This is a genomic window from Bradyrhizobium semiaridum (genome assembly GCF_020329505.1).
Classification (GTDB): Bacteria; Pseudomonadota; Alphaproteobacteria; order Rhizobiales; family Xanthobacteraceae; genus Bradyrhizobium; species Bradyrhizobium semiaridum.
This window is the reverse complement of the sequence record NZ_JAGKJJ010000018.1, coordinates 45697-60641: the sequence shown is the minus strand read 5'-3', so window position 1 is coordinate 60641 and position 14945 is coordinate 45697. Positions and strand designations below refer to the sequence as shown.

Genomic DNA, 14945 nt, shown 5'->3' with positions numbered 1-14945 from the left:
CATCGCGTCCGCCATCGGCGCTTGCGGCGAAGCGACCTGCCGGCGACCGCGCCGGAGCAATGATGCGTCCCGCCACCACTCCAAAGATTCGGGCGAGCCGAACGGCCCACCATCGCCGCGCGGCTTGAACACCGCAGCGGCACGCGCGGGCTATTCGCCCGCTCCGAGCAACGAACGTGGGTCAGGGATGAGGCCTTTGGCGGAGAAGCATGGCAGCGCCGGCGACAGCATTGTCGTGGCGCAGGCGAAGACCGACGGACCGCGCGAGGCCGCGGACGAGATCGCGCGCCAATTGGCCAAGGCCGAGCTCGCGATGGTCACCGTGTTCGTCTCGCCGTTCTACGATCCGCAGATCTTCATCGCCGAGCTGTCGCGCCTGATGCCTGACGTCCCGATCTTCGGCTGCTCGACTGCCGGCGAGCTCGCGCCCGCCGGCTGGGACGAGGACAGCGTGGTCGCGATGGGCTTTAGCGCAGCCGACTTCGTGATCGCGGCGCGCCCGCTGTTCGAGCTTGCGACGTTCCGGGTCGATCGCGGCCGCTCGATCTGCACCGAATTGCAGCAGGAGTTCGCGCAACGCACCGAGCATTGCGACCCCGCCGACGATTCCTTCGGGCTGCTGTTCATTGACGGGATGTGCCAGCGCGAAGAAACCATCATGTCGGCGATCTATGCCTCGCTGGGCGACATTCCCATTGTCGGCGGCTCGGCCGGCGACGGGCTGCGCTTCGAGAAATCCTGGGTCTTCCACGGCGGCAAGGCCTATACCGACGCCGCCGTCGTGATCCTGATCCGCACCCGGCTGCCGTTCCGGCTGTTCAAATGCGACCATTTCGAGCCTACAGCGACCAAGATGGTGGTGACCGAGGCCGACACCGAGCGGCGGATCGTCAAGGAGATCAACGCCGAGCCCGCCGCGCTGGAATATTCGCGCGCAGTGGGTTTGAGCGACAACAAGCTCGAATTGTTCTCCTTTGCCGCACATCCGCTGCTGGTCCGCGTCGGCGGCGCCTACTACGCCCGCTCGATCCAGCGCACCAACCCGGACGGCTCGCTGCAATTCTTCTGCGCCATCGACGAGGGCATGGTTCTGACGGTGGCGCGCGAGCGAAATCCGGTCGACGCCACCAGTGAGATGCTCAAGGAGATCACCGAAGACCTCGGCGAGGTCGCGGCCTTCATCGGCTTCGAATGCGTGCTGCGGCGGCTCGATGTCGAGCAGCACCAGCTGTCGCGCGAGATGTCGGAACTGTATCGCCGCAACAATGTGATTGGCTTCCAGACCTATGGCGAGCAATATCGGTCCATGCATGTCAACCAGACGCTGACCGGCGTCGCTATCGGTAAGCGGGCCGCTGCGCTAAAATGACGGATACGGGAACCAGCCGGGTCGCAACGCTCGAGCGCGAGGCCGAGAAGCTGCGCAAGATCAACGCGGCGCTGATGTCGCGGGTCGAGCGCTCGACCGACCAGCAGCTCAACGCGTTCTCGCTGTTCGAGACCGCGATCGCGCTGGATCAGCAGGTGCGCGACCGCACCCAGCAGCTCAAGCAGGTGCTGCAGTCGCTGGAGAAGACCAACGGCCGTCTGCTGCAGGCCAAGCAGCAGGCCGAGGCGGCGAGTTCGCTGAAGTCGTCGGTGCTGGTTTCCGTCACCCACGATCTGCTGCAGCCGCTGAACGCGGCACGGCTGACGCTGTCGGCGCTGACCGAGATGGTGAGCGAGCCGAAGGGCGTGGCGCTGACCGACCAGATCGACCGCTCGCTGGCGACGCTGGAGGACATGCTGCGCACGCTGCTCGACATCTCCAAGCTCGATGCCGGCGTGCTGAAGCCGGAATTCGGCCCGGTGGCGATCGCCGCGCTGTTCGAGGCCCTGCAGCAGGAGTTCCGCCCGGTCGCGGCCAAACGCAACCTCGCGCTGACCATCGTGCCGTCGTCCGTCGCGGTGCAGTCGGACCCGCTGATGCTGCGGCGGATCCTGCAGAACCTGCTGGCCAATGCACTGCGCTACACCCAGCGCGGCAGCGTGCTGATGGGATGCCGCGCCAGTGGTGACGATGTCTGCATCGAGGTGCACGACACCGGCCCCGGCATCCCCGAAGCCCAGCGCGAAGCCATCTTCGTCGAGTTTCAGCGCGGCGAGGCCAGCGCCGGCGACACCGCCGGCATCGGGCTCGGCCTGTCGATCGTGCGCCGGTTTGCCGACGTGCTGGGCCACGACATCCGCCTGACGTCGCGCCCGGGCAAGGGCTCGGTGTTCTCGGTCACCGTTCCGCGCTCCGCCGAGCCCGTCGCGATCCCTGCCCGCGAGCAGGCCAGCGTCGATCATCGCTATGGCGGCATGGAGGGGGCGAAGATTCTCTTGATCGAGAACGATCTGTCGAGCGCCGAGGGACTTGCCAGCCTGCTGGAGAAATGGGGCTGCGATGTTGCCGTGACGATCTCCAAGACCGAGGCGCTGGAGCGCATCCGCGCCCTGGATGGAATCCCTGATGCGATCATCGCCGATCTTCACCTCGACAATGGCGAGACCGGGATCGAGGCCGTCGACGTGATCCGCGGCGCCATCAAGACGTCGGTCCCGGCGATCATCGTTACCGCCGACTATTCCGCCAAGGCCGCCTCGGACGTCGCTGCGTTCGGCCACGAATTGCTGAAGAAGCCGATCAAGCCGGCCGAGATGCGCTCGCTGCTGTCGTTCCTGCTCGCCTCCGAGCAGCCGGCGACACGGTTATGACCCGCTCTCGCGCGCTGCCGGCGTCACCGCGGCGTGGTCCTGCTTGCCGAAGTCGAGCTTCGACAGCGCGATGATGGCCTCGGTCCGGCTGCGCACGTCGAGCTTGCGCAGGATTTCGGAGACATGCACCTTCACGGTCGTCACCGAGATATCGAGCTCGTAGGCGATGTGCTTGTTCTGCAGCCCGCGGCAGATCATGTCGAGCACGCGCAGCTGTTGCGAGGTCATCTGGCCGAGATGCCGCAGCAGATCCTTGGTATCGGCCTGTCCCTTTTTGGCGGCAGCCGCATCGCGGAAGCGCTTGGGCAGGCTGACTTCGCCGTCGAGGATGCCGCGCAATAGCTGCGCCAGCTCCGCCTTCGGGGTCGACTTCGGGATATAGCCGGAGATGCCGAGCGCGATCGCGCTGCCGACGATCCGCGAATCGTCATGCGCCGACACGATGACGAGCGCGCTGCGCGGCGCCGCGGCGCGCACCCGGTAAGCGCCGAGCAGGCCGCTGGTTCCGGGCATCGAGAGGTCGAGCAGGATCAGATCGGGATTATCGCGCGCGACGATGATGTCGAGCGCCGCGTCGATCGACGTCGCCTGCATTACCTCGGCATCGGGAAATTCGGCACCGATCACGCCGACCAAAGCAGCGCGAAACAGCGGGTGATCCTCGACGATGAGCAGCCGAGGGGCACCCTGCTTGCTGACCGGCGGCTGGTCCGCCAGGGGCGCGGTCGTGGTCAACGCTGTGCAGTCCTCTCCCGATCGCTCATGACAGCCATTGCGGGACGACGTTATCCCAAAGCTCGGGTGCAGCCTACAGGCGAAGTCTGCCGTGCTCGCCTTGCAATGCAGCAATCTAGGATGCTTTATCTGCCTTCGCATCCGAGCAGGCTTCGGGAACGGGAAGCGGAATCTTGCTGAGCTCGATGATCGCCTTGTTGCGGCTGAACAGCTTCAGCTTGCGCAGGATCTCGGTGACATGCGCCTTCACCGTGGACTCCGCCAGCTTCAGCTCGGCCGCGATCTCGCGGTTTTGCAGGCCGCGCGTGATCAGATGCAGGACCCGGATCTGCTGCGGTGTCAGCTTCTGCACCCGTTCGCGCAGCGTGCGCGCCGTCTCCGACTGCTCGAGCGCGCCGACCGCGACGAAATCACGCGGCGCCGACACCGAGCCGCTCAGCACCCGCGCGATCGCCTGCGACAGCTCGCCGAGCGAGGTCGATTTCGGCAGATAACCGACCGCGCCCATTTCCAGCGCCTCGCGGATCGTATGCTTGTCCTCCTCGCTCGACACGATGGCGATCGGCAGCCGGGGATAGCGGTCACGCAGCTTCTGGAACCCGGAGAAGCCGACGACATCGGGCAGCAGCAGGTCGAGCAGCGCCAGATCGATGTTCGGCTCGGTGGCGAGGATGCCGAGCGCGCCCTTGATCGAGGTCGCCTCGAAGACGCGCGCATCCGGATGCGAGATCCGGATGGCATTGCCGAGCGCCTCCCCGAACAGGGGATGATCGTCGATGATCAGGAAGCCCATCATGAGCGGCCTCGCGCCGATGTTGCAGAAGCCTTGCGGCTAGTTCGACCCGCCGGCCTCCTGCACGGTCTGCAAATAGGCATATACGTTTTTGAGCTCATCGTCGCTGAAAACGTCCTTCCAGGCCGGCATGCCCTTGGCCGGACGGCCGTCATGAACCGTCTTCCAGTAGGTCTGTTCCATCTCGTCGGCATAGCGCTTCTTCAGCAGCCTGAGGTCGATCTTGCGTTCGGCCTGCACCGCGTCCGGCCCATGGCAATGCGCGCAGGTGCCGTTGAATATCTCGCGCCCCGCCTTGATATCTCCGGCCACGGCGGCAGTCTGCACCGGCTTCTCGGCCGCCGCCTGCCCGACCGTGACGGGTTCCTTTGCGCCAACGGACGACGTCGTCGCCCGATCGGCCTGACCGAACTTCACCGGGGTTCCGTTCGGCACGCCATATTTGGCGAACAGCGCGGCGATATCCGCCTGCAGCGACGGCAGCACCGCGTCGACCTCGTCGCGCAGCGTGCCCGAGCTTTTGGCGAAGCCGATTGCCGTCGGCCAGAGCAGCCCGTCGCCTTCGGTCGGCACAACTTGATACTTGTCGCCATAGGCGGTCTTGTTGAGCCAGCCCGCCACCGGCGCCCAGATGAAGGCGACGTCGACCTTGCCCTGGTCCAGCGCCGCCATGCCCTCGTCCGGGCTGAGCACCGTGACCTTGCTGATCTCGTCGCGCGACGCCAACAGGTTCTGCGGCGTCGACTGGTACTGCACGGCGACGCGCAATCCCTTCAGATCATCGATGCCGAAAAGCTTGCGGTTCTTCGCGCCGACCAGTGCGTAACCTTCATGGGCAATCGGCCTGGAGAAGATCACCGCTGGTCCCATGAAATCGTCGGCCAGCGGCAGGCCGACCATGGCGTCGCACTGCTTGCTCAGCAGCGTCTCACGTACCGTGCGCTTGCCGAAATAGGATTTGTACCAGTTGGTGCTCACGGTGCGGCCGAGCTTCGCGCCTACCGCCTGGCCGATCTCGAGATAGAGGCCCGGCCGCGCCGGATCGTCGCTCGAGAACGGCAAATTGGTCGGGTCGGCGCAGAGCCGCAGCGGTCTCGCCTCCTCGGCGCCGGCCGCAAGGGCCGGCGCCATCAGCAAAGTGGAGAGCAGCACGGCTCGGATCACATGGTCCAACGGCATGTGGCGCGAGGGGATGCGCACGTCGTTTCGGGCGATGCAGGTCACGGCCAATGCTGCCTCCGTTCAGTGATCGTTACTGCAGGGCGAACACGAACAGCGAGCCGCCTTCGGGCGCCGCGGCGACCATCTTCTTGCCGATGTCGCCGAGGAAGGCCGGCAGCGCCGCGGTGCGTCCGACGACGATCGCGACATACTGCTTGCCGTCGACCGAATAGGTCACCGGGCCCGCGCCGATGCCGCTGCCGAGGTTCTTGCTCCACAGCACCTTGCCGCTCCTGGCGTCGATGGCGCGGAAGTCGCCGTGCAGATTGCCGGAGAACACCAGGTTGCCGCCGGTCGTCAGCGTGCCGCCGTTGAAGGGCAGGTCTTCCTTGATGCTCCACACCTTCTTGTTGGCGATCGGATCCCAGGCCACGAGCTCGCCGAGGAAGCCGCCCGGACCTTCCTTGGTCGGGAATTCGGCGCCGAGATAGAACACCCCGCGCTTGTAGTTCACGTCGCTGACCGACCAGTCCATGCAAACATTGTTGGTCGGGATGTAGACGAGGCCGGTCTGCGGGTTGAACGACATCGGCTGCCAGTTCTTGCCACCGATCAGGTTCGGGCAGATGTCCTTGGCGGGATGGCCGGGGCCCGGGCGCTTGTCCGGATCCTCGTCGGCGCGCATCGTGTTGATGTCCCACTTCTTGGCCCAGTTAGTGAAGACATACTTCTCGGCCGAGATCATCTTGCCGGTCTCGCGGTTGGCGACGAAGAAGAAGCCGTTACGGTCGGCCTTCATCAGGACAGGTGTGTCCGCCCCCTTGATCTTGAGGTCGGCGAGCAGCAGCTCATTGACGCCGTCATAGTCCCAGGCGTCGGCCGGCGTGCCCTGGATGTGCCACTTGATCTTGCCGTTGTTGGGATCGATCGCCAGCGTCGAGGCCGTGTAGAGATTGGTCAGCTTGCCGAAATTGCCGTCGCCGGTGGAGCGCACCGCGGTATTCCACGGCCCCGGGTTGCTGGTGCCCCAATACACCGTGTCGGTCTTGGCGTCGTAGGAGCCGACCAGCCAGGCAGCGCCGCCGCCATGCAGGCCGGTGTCGCCCTTCCAGGTGTCGCTGCCGGGCTCACCGGGCGCCGGCACCGTGTAGGTCTGCCAGAGCAGCTTGCCATCCTTGAGGGAGTACGCCTGCAACGCGCCGCGGACACCGTATTCGCCGCCGCCGAAGCCGGTGATGACCTTGTCGCGGACGATCAGCGGCGGCGAGGTGATCACCGAGCCCTGCTTGTAGTCGACGACGGTCGAGGTCCACAGCTCCTTGCCGGTTTCGGCATCGAGCGCGGTCAGCTTGCCGTCGAGCCGGCCGACGAAGATCTTGCCGTCGGCGTAGGACACGCCGCGGCTGTTGACGTCGCAGCAGGCATATTGAAGCACGTCATCGGGGATATCCGGCTGCCAGGTCCATTTGCGGGCGCCGGTGGCGGCGTCGATCGCATAGACGTATTTCGGTCCCCAGGAGGTTGAGACGTAGAGCGTCTTGCCGATCACGACCGGCGAGGCTTCGTTGGAGCGCAACGAGGCCAGCGACATCGAGTATACCAGCTGCAGCTTGCCGACATTCTCGGCATTGATCTGCTTCAGGCCGCTGAAGCGTGTGTTGCCGTAGTCATGGCCGGCAATCGCCCATCCGTTCGGATCGGATACCGCCTTGGCGACGGAATCGTTGGCCCTCGACGCCCCGATGCCCACCATCAGCATGGCCGCCAGCGACACGCCGGCAAAGAAAATCCCGCTTCTCAGCTTCATCTGTTTCCTCCAAACAAAATGGTTTCGTTGCCGCGATGCATGCATCGCGCGCGCGGCTCTCTACCCAATTCGTGAACCAGAGATCTTCCGTCGCTGCATCGACGACAAAAATGACAGCAACGCTTTTTGCTCGTTATAGGCGGAAGGTAGTAGCGGCCGCGCCGGCCGATTCCCGCACAGCGAACGCGCGTGCGATTGCGGGCACCACCGTGCATGCAGATGCTATTTCGCCGCGCTGCACCGGCCTTGCGTCAGCTTGCAAATTGCCCATTCAATGGCCGGCTGCTAGGATCGAAGATGCAAGCCCGGCGCGCCTTCATGACAAGTCCGCGACTACGACTTTGATCGCGGTTACGTGGCAAATGAAGCGTGCTGTAGTGGGCCAATAATTTGAGAGCCAAGACTTGGGAGGAACGCGTGTCTACAGTCAAACTGACGGTAAACGGCAGGGCGGTCTCGGTCGACGTTGAGGACCGGACCCTCCTCGTGCACCTGTTGCGCGAAAACCTGAATCTGACCGGCACCCATGTCGGCTGCGATACCAGCCAGTGCGGCGCCTGTGTCGTCCATGTCGATGGACGCGCGGTCAAATCCTGCACCATGCTGGCCGGCCAGGCCGCTGGCTCTAACGTCACCACGATCGAAGGCCTCGCCAAGGGCGACGAACTGCATCCGATGCAGGCCGCCTTCCGGGACAATCACGGCCTGCAGTGCGGCTATTGCACCCCCGGCATGATCATGTCCGCGGTCGACATCGTGCACCGCCATGGTGGCAAGCTCGACGAGGAGACCGTCCGTCACGAGCTCGAAGGCAATATCTGCCGCTGCACCGGCTACCACAACATCGTCAAGGCGGTGCTGGATGCCGCCGGCCGCATGAAGGTGGCGCAGGCCGCCGAATAGCGCGCCACGCACGATCAAGCTCATCACCGCCGGTCTCGAAGGAAACGGCGGCATTCGAAATCTCCGGTCGGGAGGATCAGACAATGGGTGTTGAAGGAATTGGCGCACGGGTCGTGCGCAAGGAAGACCGCCGGTTCATCACCGGGCAGGGAAAATACGTCGACGACGTCAAGATGGTGGGCATGAGCTACGCCCATTTCATCCGCAGCCCGCATGCGCATGCCAGGGTCAAGGGCATCGACTCAGCCGAGGCCATGAAGATGCCCGGCGTGATCGCGGTGCTGACCGGGCAGCAGATCGTCGACGACAAGGTCGGCAACCTGATCTGCGGCTGGGCGATCACCTCGAAGGACGGCTCGCCGATGAAGATGGGCGCATGGCCGGCGATGGCGCCGGAGACCGTGCGCTTCGTCGGACAGGCGGTCGCGGTCGTGATCGCCGAGACCAAGAACCAGGCCCGGGATGCCGCCGAGGCCGTGGTGGTCAATTACGAAGAGCTGCCGGCGGTGCCGGACATCAAGGCCGCGATCGCGTCGGGCGCACCACAGCTGCACCCCGAGGCTCCCGGCAACATCGTCTATGACTGGCATCTCGGCGACGAGGCCGCGGTCAAGGATGCCTTCAGTAAGGCGGCCAATGTGGTGACGCTTGAGCTCACCAATAACCGCCTCGTGCCGAACGCGATGGAGCCGCGCGCGGCGGTCGCGCATTACGACCAGGCCGAGGAGCACTACACGCTCTACACGACCTCGCAAAACCCGCACGTCGCCCGCCTCGTGCTGTCGGCGTTCTACAACATCGCGCCCGAGCACAAGCTGCGTGTGATCGCCCCCGATGTCGGCGGCGGCTTCGGCTCCAAGATCTACATCTATCCGGAAGAGATGGTGGCGCTGTGGGCGTCGAAGAAGGTCAACCGCCCGGTGAAGTGGACCGGGGACCGCTCCGAGGCCTTCCTCACCGACGCGCATGGCCGCGACCATGTCTCGAAGGCGGAGATGGCGTTCGACAAGGATAACAAGATCCTTGGCCTCAGGGTGAAGACCCACGCCAATTTCGGCGCCTATATGTCGCTGTTCTCCTCGGCGGTGCCGACCTATCTCTACGCGACGCTGCTGTCCGGCCAGTACGTGATCCCGGCGATCTATGCCGAGGTGATCGGCGTCTACACCAACACCACGCCGGTCGACGCCTATCGCGGCGCCGGCCGCCCCGAGGCGAGCTATCTGATCGAACGGATGATGGAGACCGCTGCGCGGCAGTTGAAGGTCGATCCGGCCGAGCTGCGCAAGAAGAACTTCATCACCCAGTTCCCGTATCAGACGCCCGTCATCATGGCCTATGACATCGGCGACTTCCACGCCTCGATCGACGCCGCGATGAAGGCGATCGATTATGCCGGCTTCCCCGCGCGCAAGGCCAAGGCCAAGGCCGACGGCAAGCTGCGCGGCATCGGCATCTCCTGCTACATCGAGGCCTGCGGCATCGCGCCCTCGAAGGCGGTCGGCAGTTTAGGGGCCGGCGTCGGCCTGTGGGAGTCGGCGGAGATCCGCGTCAACCCGGTCGGCACCATCGAAGTGCTGACGGGATCGCACAGCCACGGCCAGGGTCACGAGACGACGTTCTGCCAGATCATCGCCGATCGTCTCGGCGTGCCGATCAGCCAGGTCTCGATCGTCCATGGCGACACCGACAAGGTGCAGTTCGGCATGGGCACCTACGGCTCGCGCTCGCTCGCGGTCGGCGGCACGGCGATCGTGAAGGCGATGGAGAAGGTCGAGGCCAAGGCCAAGAAGATCGCGGCGCACGCCCTCGAGGCATCCGAGAGCGACATCGTGATCGAGAACGGCGAGTTCAAGGTCACCGGCACCGACAAATCGATCGCGCTGCCGATGGTCGCGCTCGCGGCCTACACTGCACACAATCTGCCTGACGGCATGGAGCCCGGATTGAAGGAGACGGCGTTCTACGATCCGACCAACTTCACCTTCCCGGCCGGCGCCTATATCTGCGAGCTCGAGGTCGATCCGGGCACCGGCAAGACCTCCTTCATCAACTTCGTCGCAGCCGACGATTTCGGCCGGCTGATCAACCCGATGATCGTCGAGGGCCAGGTCCATGGCGGGCTTGCCCAGGGCATCGGGCAGGCGCTGCTCGAAGGCGCGGTCTATGACGGTACCGGTCAGCTCGTGACCGCGTCGTTCATGGACTACACCATGCCGCGCGCCGACGATCTGCCGTCGTTCAAGCTCTCCCACACCACGACGCTGTGTCCGGGCAATCCGCTCGGCGTCAAGGGCTGCGGCGAGGCCGGCGCGATCGGCGCTTCGGCGGCCGTGATCAACGCGATCACGGACGCGATCGGCAACAACAAGCTGGAAATGCCGGCGACGCCCGATCGCGTCTGGCACGCCATTCACGGTTAAAAGGAGGGAGAGCCATGTACGAGACCAATTATCATCGCGCTTCCTCGGTCGCGGACGCCGCGGCCACCTTCGCCAAGGGCAGCGAATCGAAGTTTCTCGCCGGCGGGCAGACCCTGCTTCCGGTGATGAAACAGCGCCTCGCCTCGCCCTCCGACGTGATCGACCTCTCCAAGCTCCAGGAACTGATCGGAATCGAGGTGTCGGGCGACACCGTGACGATCAAGGCGGCGACGCCGCATTACGACGTGTCGCAGAGCGACGCGGTGCGGAAGGCGATCCCGGCGCTGGCCCATCTGGCCTCGATGATCGGCGATCCTGCCGTGCGCTATCGCGGCACGATCGGTGGCTCGCTCGCCAACAACGACCCGGCGGCGGACTATCCGGCGGCGGTGCTGGCGCTCGGCGCGACGGTGAAGACCAACAAGCGGTCGATCTCGGCGGAGGATTTCTTCAAGGGCCTGTTCTCGACAGCGCTCGAAGACGGCGAGATCATCACGCAAGTCGCGTTCCCGGTGCCGGCGAAGGCCGGCTACGCCAAGATGCGGCATCCGGCCTCGCGCTTCGCGCTGACCGGCGTGTTCGTCGCCCAGACCAAGTCCGGCGACATCCGCGTCGCCGCCACCGGCGCCTCGCAGAGCGGCGTGATGCGGGTGCCGGCGATCGAGCAGGCGCTGAAGGCGAACTGGTCGCCAAGCGCGCTCGACAGCGTCACGATCTCGGCAAGCGGCCTGCTCGCCGACATCCACGGCTCGGCGGACTATCGCGCCAATCTGGTCAAGGTGATGGGCCAGCGCGCGGTGGCTGCCGCGAGCTAGCGCCGACCGGGCGATAGCGCCTAAACGCAAGTCTGGAACGGCGCGCAGCGATGCGCGCCGTTCGCATTTTACCGGCAAAAGCCGCTTGCCACCTCGCCCATTCGGCGAGACAATTTAGCTAATCAGCTAATTAAGAATACCGTCTGACGGACGGTCGGAAACGCCATCAAATCCCCCGCACCAAACGGAACAACAACGTGCTCGACAAGCCCGCTCCCCAATCCGCCGTCCGCGCCTCGGGCCCCCTCGCCGGCTTCCGCATCGTCGAATTCGCCGGCATCGGTCCCGGCCCGTTCGCCTGCATGCTGCTGGCCGACATGGGCGCCGAGGTCATCACCCTCGACCGCGTCGGCGCCGGCAAGAATCTGAAGGCGGTGGCAACCCGCGGCCGCAAGGTGATCGAGCTCGACCTCAAGAACAAGACCGCGGTCGCCGAGGTGCTCGAGCTGCTCGGCCATGCAGACGCATTGATCGAGGGTTTCCGCCCCGGCGTGATGGAACGGCTCGGCCTCGGTCCGGATGTCGTGCTCGCGCGCAATCCAAAACTGGTCTACGGCCGGATGACCGGTTGGGGCCAGGAAGGCCCGCTGGCCAATGCCGCCGGCCATGACATCAACTACATCTCGATCACGGGTGCGCTCGCCGCGATCGGACCCAAGGAGAAGCCGGTGCCGCCGCTCAACCTGGTCGGCGATTTCGGCGGCGGCGCGCTCTATCTGGTGGTTGGCGTGCTCGCTGCGCTGCTCGAGGCGCAGAAATCCGGCAAGGGCCAGGTGGTCGACACGGCGATGTGCGACGGCGCGGCGTCGCTGATGTCGATGTTCTACGACATGGCCGCGCAGGGCCGCTGGAGCGGCGGCCGCGACCAGAACTTCCTCGACGGCGGCGCGCATTTCTATGGCGTCTACGAATGCTCCTGCGGCAATTTCATCTCGATCGGATCGATCGAACCGCAGTTCTACGCGCTGCTGCGCAAGCATGCCGACCTCACCGACGCCGATTTCGACGCGCAGATGGACCGCAAGGCCTGGCCGGCACTCAAGGAAAAGCTGACGAAGGTGTTCAAGACGAAATCGCGCGCCGACTGGTGCGAGATCATGGAAGGCACCGACATCTGCTTCGCGCCGATCCTGACCATGGAGGAAGCGCCGAAGCATCCGCACATGGCGGCGCGCGGGGTGTTCGTCGAGCGCCACGGCGTCACCCAGCCGGCGCCCGCGCCGCGCTTCTCGCGCACGCCGTCGGCGATCCGCGAGCCGGAGCTCGCCGATATCGCCGATGTGACCGCGGCGTGGAAGGCGGCGAGATAACCTCGATGTCGTCCCGGCCGCCGTGCGCAATTGCGCACCAGGCCGGGACGACGACCGGGAGTCTTGCGCGAGCGCATTCTCCTACAAGGTCGCTACGCCGCGTGATCCACCTTCAGCACGCCGCGGCGGATCTGGTCTTCCTCGATCGATTCGAACAGCGCCTTGAAGTTGCCCTCGCCGAAGCCGTCGTCGCCCTTGCGCTGGATGAATTCGAAGAAGATCGGCCCGATCGCATTCGCCGAGAAGATTTGCAGCAGCACCTTGGTCTGGCCGCCGTCGACCACGCCCTCGCCGTCGATCAGGATGCCGTTGCGCTGCAACCGCGCGACGTCTTCGCCGTGCTTCGGCAGGCGGGTGTCGATCCGCTCGAAATAGGTGTCGGGCGGTGACGGCATGAACGGCAGGCCGGCCTCGCGCAGCGCCTCCACCGTCGCATGGATGTCGCGCGCGCCGCAGGCGATGTGCTGGATGCCTTCGCCGCGATAGATATTGAGATATTCCTCGATCTGTCCGGAGTCGCCGGCGTCCTCGTTGATCGGAATCCGGATCTTGCCGTCGGGGCTGGTCAGCGCGCGCGAGAACAGGCCCGACGCGCGGCCCTCGATGTCGAAGAAGCGGATTTGGCGGAAGTTGAACAGCTTTGCGTAGAAGCCGGTCCACACGTCCATGCGGCCACGATGGACGTTGTGGGTGAGGTGGTCGATGTAATAGAGGCCGGTGCCGGCGGGGCGCGGGTTCACCGCGCCGAGCCATTCGAACTCGGCATCATAGGCCGAACCCTTGCCGCCGTAGCGGTCGACGAGATAGAGCAGGCTGCCACCGATACCCTTGATCGCGGGCACATCCAGCGTCTTCTGCGCGGACGAGACGTCTGCCGGCTCGGCGCCGAGCGAGATTGCGCGCTCATACGCCCGCTTGGCGTCGACCACGCGGAACGCCATCGACGGCGCACAGGGTCCGTGCGCGGCGACGAATTCGAAACCGTGGCTGCCCGGCTCCTCGTTGACGAGGTAGTTGATGTCGCCCTGGCGATAGACCGTGATCTTCTTGGTCCTGTGGCGGGCGACCGGGGCAAAGCCCATCAGCCTGAACAGAGCGTGCAGCTCTTCAGGATGGGAGTGGGCGTATTCGACGAACTCGAAGCCGTCGGTGCCCATCGGGTTGTCGGCGCTGATCGTGGCTGGCGGCGAGTCGTGCGGAAACGGACCCATGGCGGAATCTCCCTGATGAATTGCGGTGATTTTCCGCCATTTACCGCGCAAAGTGCGTGCAAAATGATTCGCTATTCGGCAGTATCGTGCACGATATGTGCATCAAACCGAGATTCTGCGCATGGCTGAAGTCGACACCTTCGACCTCAAAATGCTTGCCGCCCTGCAGGACGACGGCCGGCTGACCAACCAGCAGCTCGCCGACCTGGTCGGCCTGTCCGCCTCGCAATGCTCGCGGCGGCGGATGCGGCTGGAAGAGGAGAAGGTGATTTCCGGGTACCACGCCGACCTTGCCGGCGAGGCGCTCGGCTTCGGCCTGATCGCCTTCATCCACATCACTCTGGCGACCCATTCGCCAGATAACGCCAAACGATTTCGCGAGCTGGTCAACCGCATCGACGACATCCAGGAAGCCTACGCGCTGACCGGCGATGCCGACTATGTCCTCAAGGTGATCCTGCGCGACCTCAAGAGCCTGTCCGACATCGTCAACAACGTGCTGATGCCGCACCAGAGCGTCGCCCATGTGCGCTCCTCGATCGTGCTCGACCGGCTGAAGGAGAGCACCAAACTGCCGCTCAAGGCATTGGGCTAGCGTGGCGCAAATCGAGGGAAATGCGACATTCGCTTTCGCCTGACGATTTGCGATGATTGTGTGAAGACCGGGAAGAGAGACGACCCATGGCGCTGCAGCTGCGACCGAACTGCGAATATTGCGACAAGGACCTGCCGCCGAGCGCGACCGATGCGCGGATCTGCTCCTATGAATGCACGTTCTGCGCGGATTGCGCCGAGACCAAGCTCGGCAATGTCTGCCCGAACTGCGGCGGCGGCTTCGCGCCGCGGCCGATCCGCCCCGCCAAGGCGTGGCGGCCGGGCGTCTGCACGCTGAATCAGCCGCCATCCGATAAGCGGGTGCATCTCAAATACAGCGTCGAGGACTGCGCGGCGCATACGGCGCGGCTGCGGGACATCAGGCCGGAAGAGCGGTGACCTCTCCCCGACATTGCGAGCGAAGCGAAGCAATCCATGCTTCCGCCTTGCAATG

General features: G+C 65.0%; 13 protein-coding genes. 8 read left to right on the top strand and 5 right to left on the bottom strand.

From position 1 onward, the window contains the following. The first annotated feature begins 196 nt into the window (after positions 1-196). Both J6500_RS20590 and J6500_RS20585 read left to right on the top strand, forming a co-directional pair. Entirely contained in the window at positions 197-1369 is a 1173-nt protein-coding gene (locus J6500_RS20590) for an FIST N-terminal domain-containing protein (RefSeq protein ID WP_225714518.1), read from the top strand. Beyond that, the gene (locus J6500_RS20585; protein WP_225714517.1) at positions 1366-2739 is read left to right on the top strand and encodes an ATP-binding response regulator; all 1374 of its coding nucleotides are present in this window, start codon (positions 1366-1368) and stop codon (positions 2737-2739) included. Before J6500_RS20590 ends, J6500_RS20585 begins: the two co-directional genes overlap by 4 nt. On the opposite strand, the gene J6500_RS20580 is transcribed toward J6500_RS20585, so the two are convergent. From J6500_RS20580 to J6500_RS20565, 4 genes are all read right to left on the bottom strand, one after another. Continuing rightward, positions 2734-3474, bottom strand: a complete 741-nt coding sequence (locus tag J6500_RS20580) for a response regulator (RefSeq protein WP_225714516.1) — start codon at positions 3472-3474, stop codon at positions 2734-2736. The genes J6500_RS20585 and J6500_RS20580 overlap by 6 nt on opposite strands. 115 nt (positions 3475-3589) lie before the next feature. Further along, positions 3590-4270 carry a response regulator gene (locus tag J6500_RS20575; protein ID WP_225714515.1) on the bottom strand — a complete coding sequence of 227 codons (681 nt, stop codon included), beginning with the start codon at positions 4268-4270 and terminating at the stop codon, positions 3590-3592. A 36-nt stretch (positions 4271-4306) separates the two neighbouring features. Further along, positions 4307-5491, bottom strand: coding sequence for a c-type cytochrome (locus tag J6500_RS20570; protein ID WP_312018230.1), 1185 nt, complete (start codon positions 5489-5491; stop codon positions 4307-4309). Positions 5492-5519: 28 nt separating this feature from the next. Further along, positions 5520-7235, bottom strand: coding sequence for a PQQ-dependent dehydrogenase, methanol/ethanol family (locus tag J6500_RS20565; RefSeq protein ID WP_225714513.1), 1716 nt, complete (start codon positions 7233-7235; stop codon positions 5520-5522). 417 nt (positions 7236-7652) lie between these two features. On the opposite strand from J6500_RS20565, the gene J6500_RS20560 reads away from it, so the two are divergent. The 4 genes from J6500_RS20560 to J6500_RS20545 all read left to right on the top strand — a co-directional run bounded on the left by J6500_RS20560 (position 7653) and on the right by J6500_RS20545 (position 12686). Further along, positions 7653-8138, top strand: coding sequence for a (2Fe-2S)-binding protein (locus J6500_RS20560; RefSeq protein WP_097675807.1), 486 nt, complete (start codon positions 7653-7655; stop codon positions 8136-8138). Positions 8139-8221: 83 nt separating this feature from the next. Continuing rightward, positions 8222-10561, top strand: a complete 2340-nt coding sequence (locus tag J6500_RS20555; RefSeq protein ID WP_225714512.1) for a xanthine dehydrogenase family protein molybdopterin-binding subunit — start codon at positions 8222-8224, stop codon at positions 10559-10561. Positions 10562-10575: 14 nt separating this feature from the next. Then, positions 10576-11376: an FAD binding domain-containing protein gene (locus J6500_RS20550; protein WP_225714511.1), complete on the top strand. Its 801-nt coding sequence runs from the start codon at positions 10576-10578 to the stop codon at positions 11374-11376. Positions 11377-11573: 197 nt separating this feature from the next. Continuing rightward, entirely contained in the window at positions 11574-12686 is a 1113-nt protein-coding gene (locus tag J6500_RS20545; protein WP_225714510.1) for a CaiB/BaiF CoA transferase family protein, read from the top strand. A 92-nt stretch (positions 12687-12778) separates the two neighbouring features. On the opposite strand, the gene hppD is transcribed toward J6500_RS20545, so the two are convergent. Then, on the bottom strand, positions 12779-13897 hold the full coding sequence (hppD, locus tag J6500_RS20540) for a 4-hydroxyphenylpyruvate dioxygenase (protein WP_225714509.1): 1119 nt from the start codon (positions 13895-13897) through the stop codon (positions 12779-12781). Between the two features lie 121 nt (positions 13898-14018). Between hppD and J6500_RS20535 the strand changes: the two genes are divergently transcribed. Together J6500_RS20535 and J6500_RS20530 are read left to right on the top strand one after the other, a co-directional pair. Beyond that, a complete protein-coding gene (locus J6500_RS20535; protein ID WP_225714508.1) occupies positions 14019-14492 on the top strand; it encodes an Lrp/AsnC family transcriptional regulator in 474 nt (157 codons plus the stop codon). An 86-nt stretch (positions 14493-14578) separates the two neighbouring features. Further along, entirely contained in the window at positions 14579-14890 is a 312-nt protein-coding gene (locus J6500_RS20530) for a DUF1272 domain-containing protein (protein WP_225714507.1), read from the top strand. Positions 14891-14945: the final 55 nt, after the last annotated feature.

Excerpts from the sequence above, each read along its gene's own strand:
- J6500_RS20555 (WP_225714512.1), top strand. The coding sequence starts at position 8,222 with ATGGGTGTTGAAGGAATTGGCGCACGGGTCGTGCGCAAGGAAGACCGC.
- J6500_RS20535 (WP_225714508.1), top strand. The coding sequence starts at position 14,019 with ATGGCTGAAGTCGACACCTTCGACCTCAAAATGCTTGCCGCCCTGCAG.
- J6500_RS20585 (WP_225714517.1), top strand. The coding sequence starts at position 1,366 with ATGACGGATACGGGAACCAGCCGGGTCGCAACGCTCGAGCGCGAGGCC.
- hppD (WP_225714509.1), bottom strand. The coding sequence starts at position 13,897 with ATGGGTCCGTTTCCGCACGACTCGCCGCCAGCCACGATCAGCGCCGAC.
- J6500_RS20565 (WP_225714513.1), bottom strand. The coding sequence starts at position 7,235 with ATGAAGCTGAGAAGCGGGATTTTCTTTGCCGGCGTGTCGCTGGCGGCC.
- J6500_RS20575 (WP_225714515.1), bottom strand. The coding sequence starts at position 4,270 with ATGATGGGCTTCCTGATCATCGACGATCATCCCCTGTTCGGGGAGGCG.
- J6500_RS20530 (WP_225714507.1), top strand. The coding sequence starts at position 14,579 with ATGGCGCTGCAGCTGCGACCGAACTGCGAATATTGCGACAAGGACCTG.
- J6500_RS20550 (WP_225714511.1), top strand. The coding sequence starts at position 10,576 with ATGTACGAGACCAATTATCATCGCGCTTCCTCGGTCGCGGACGCCGCG.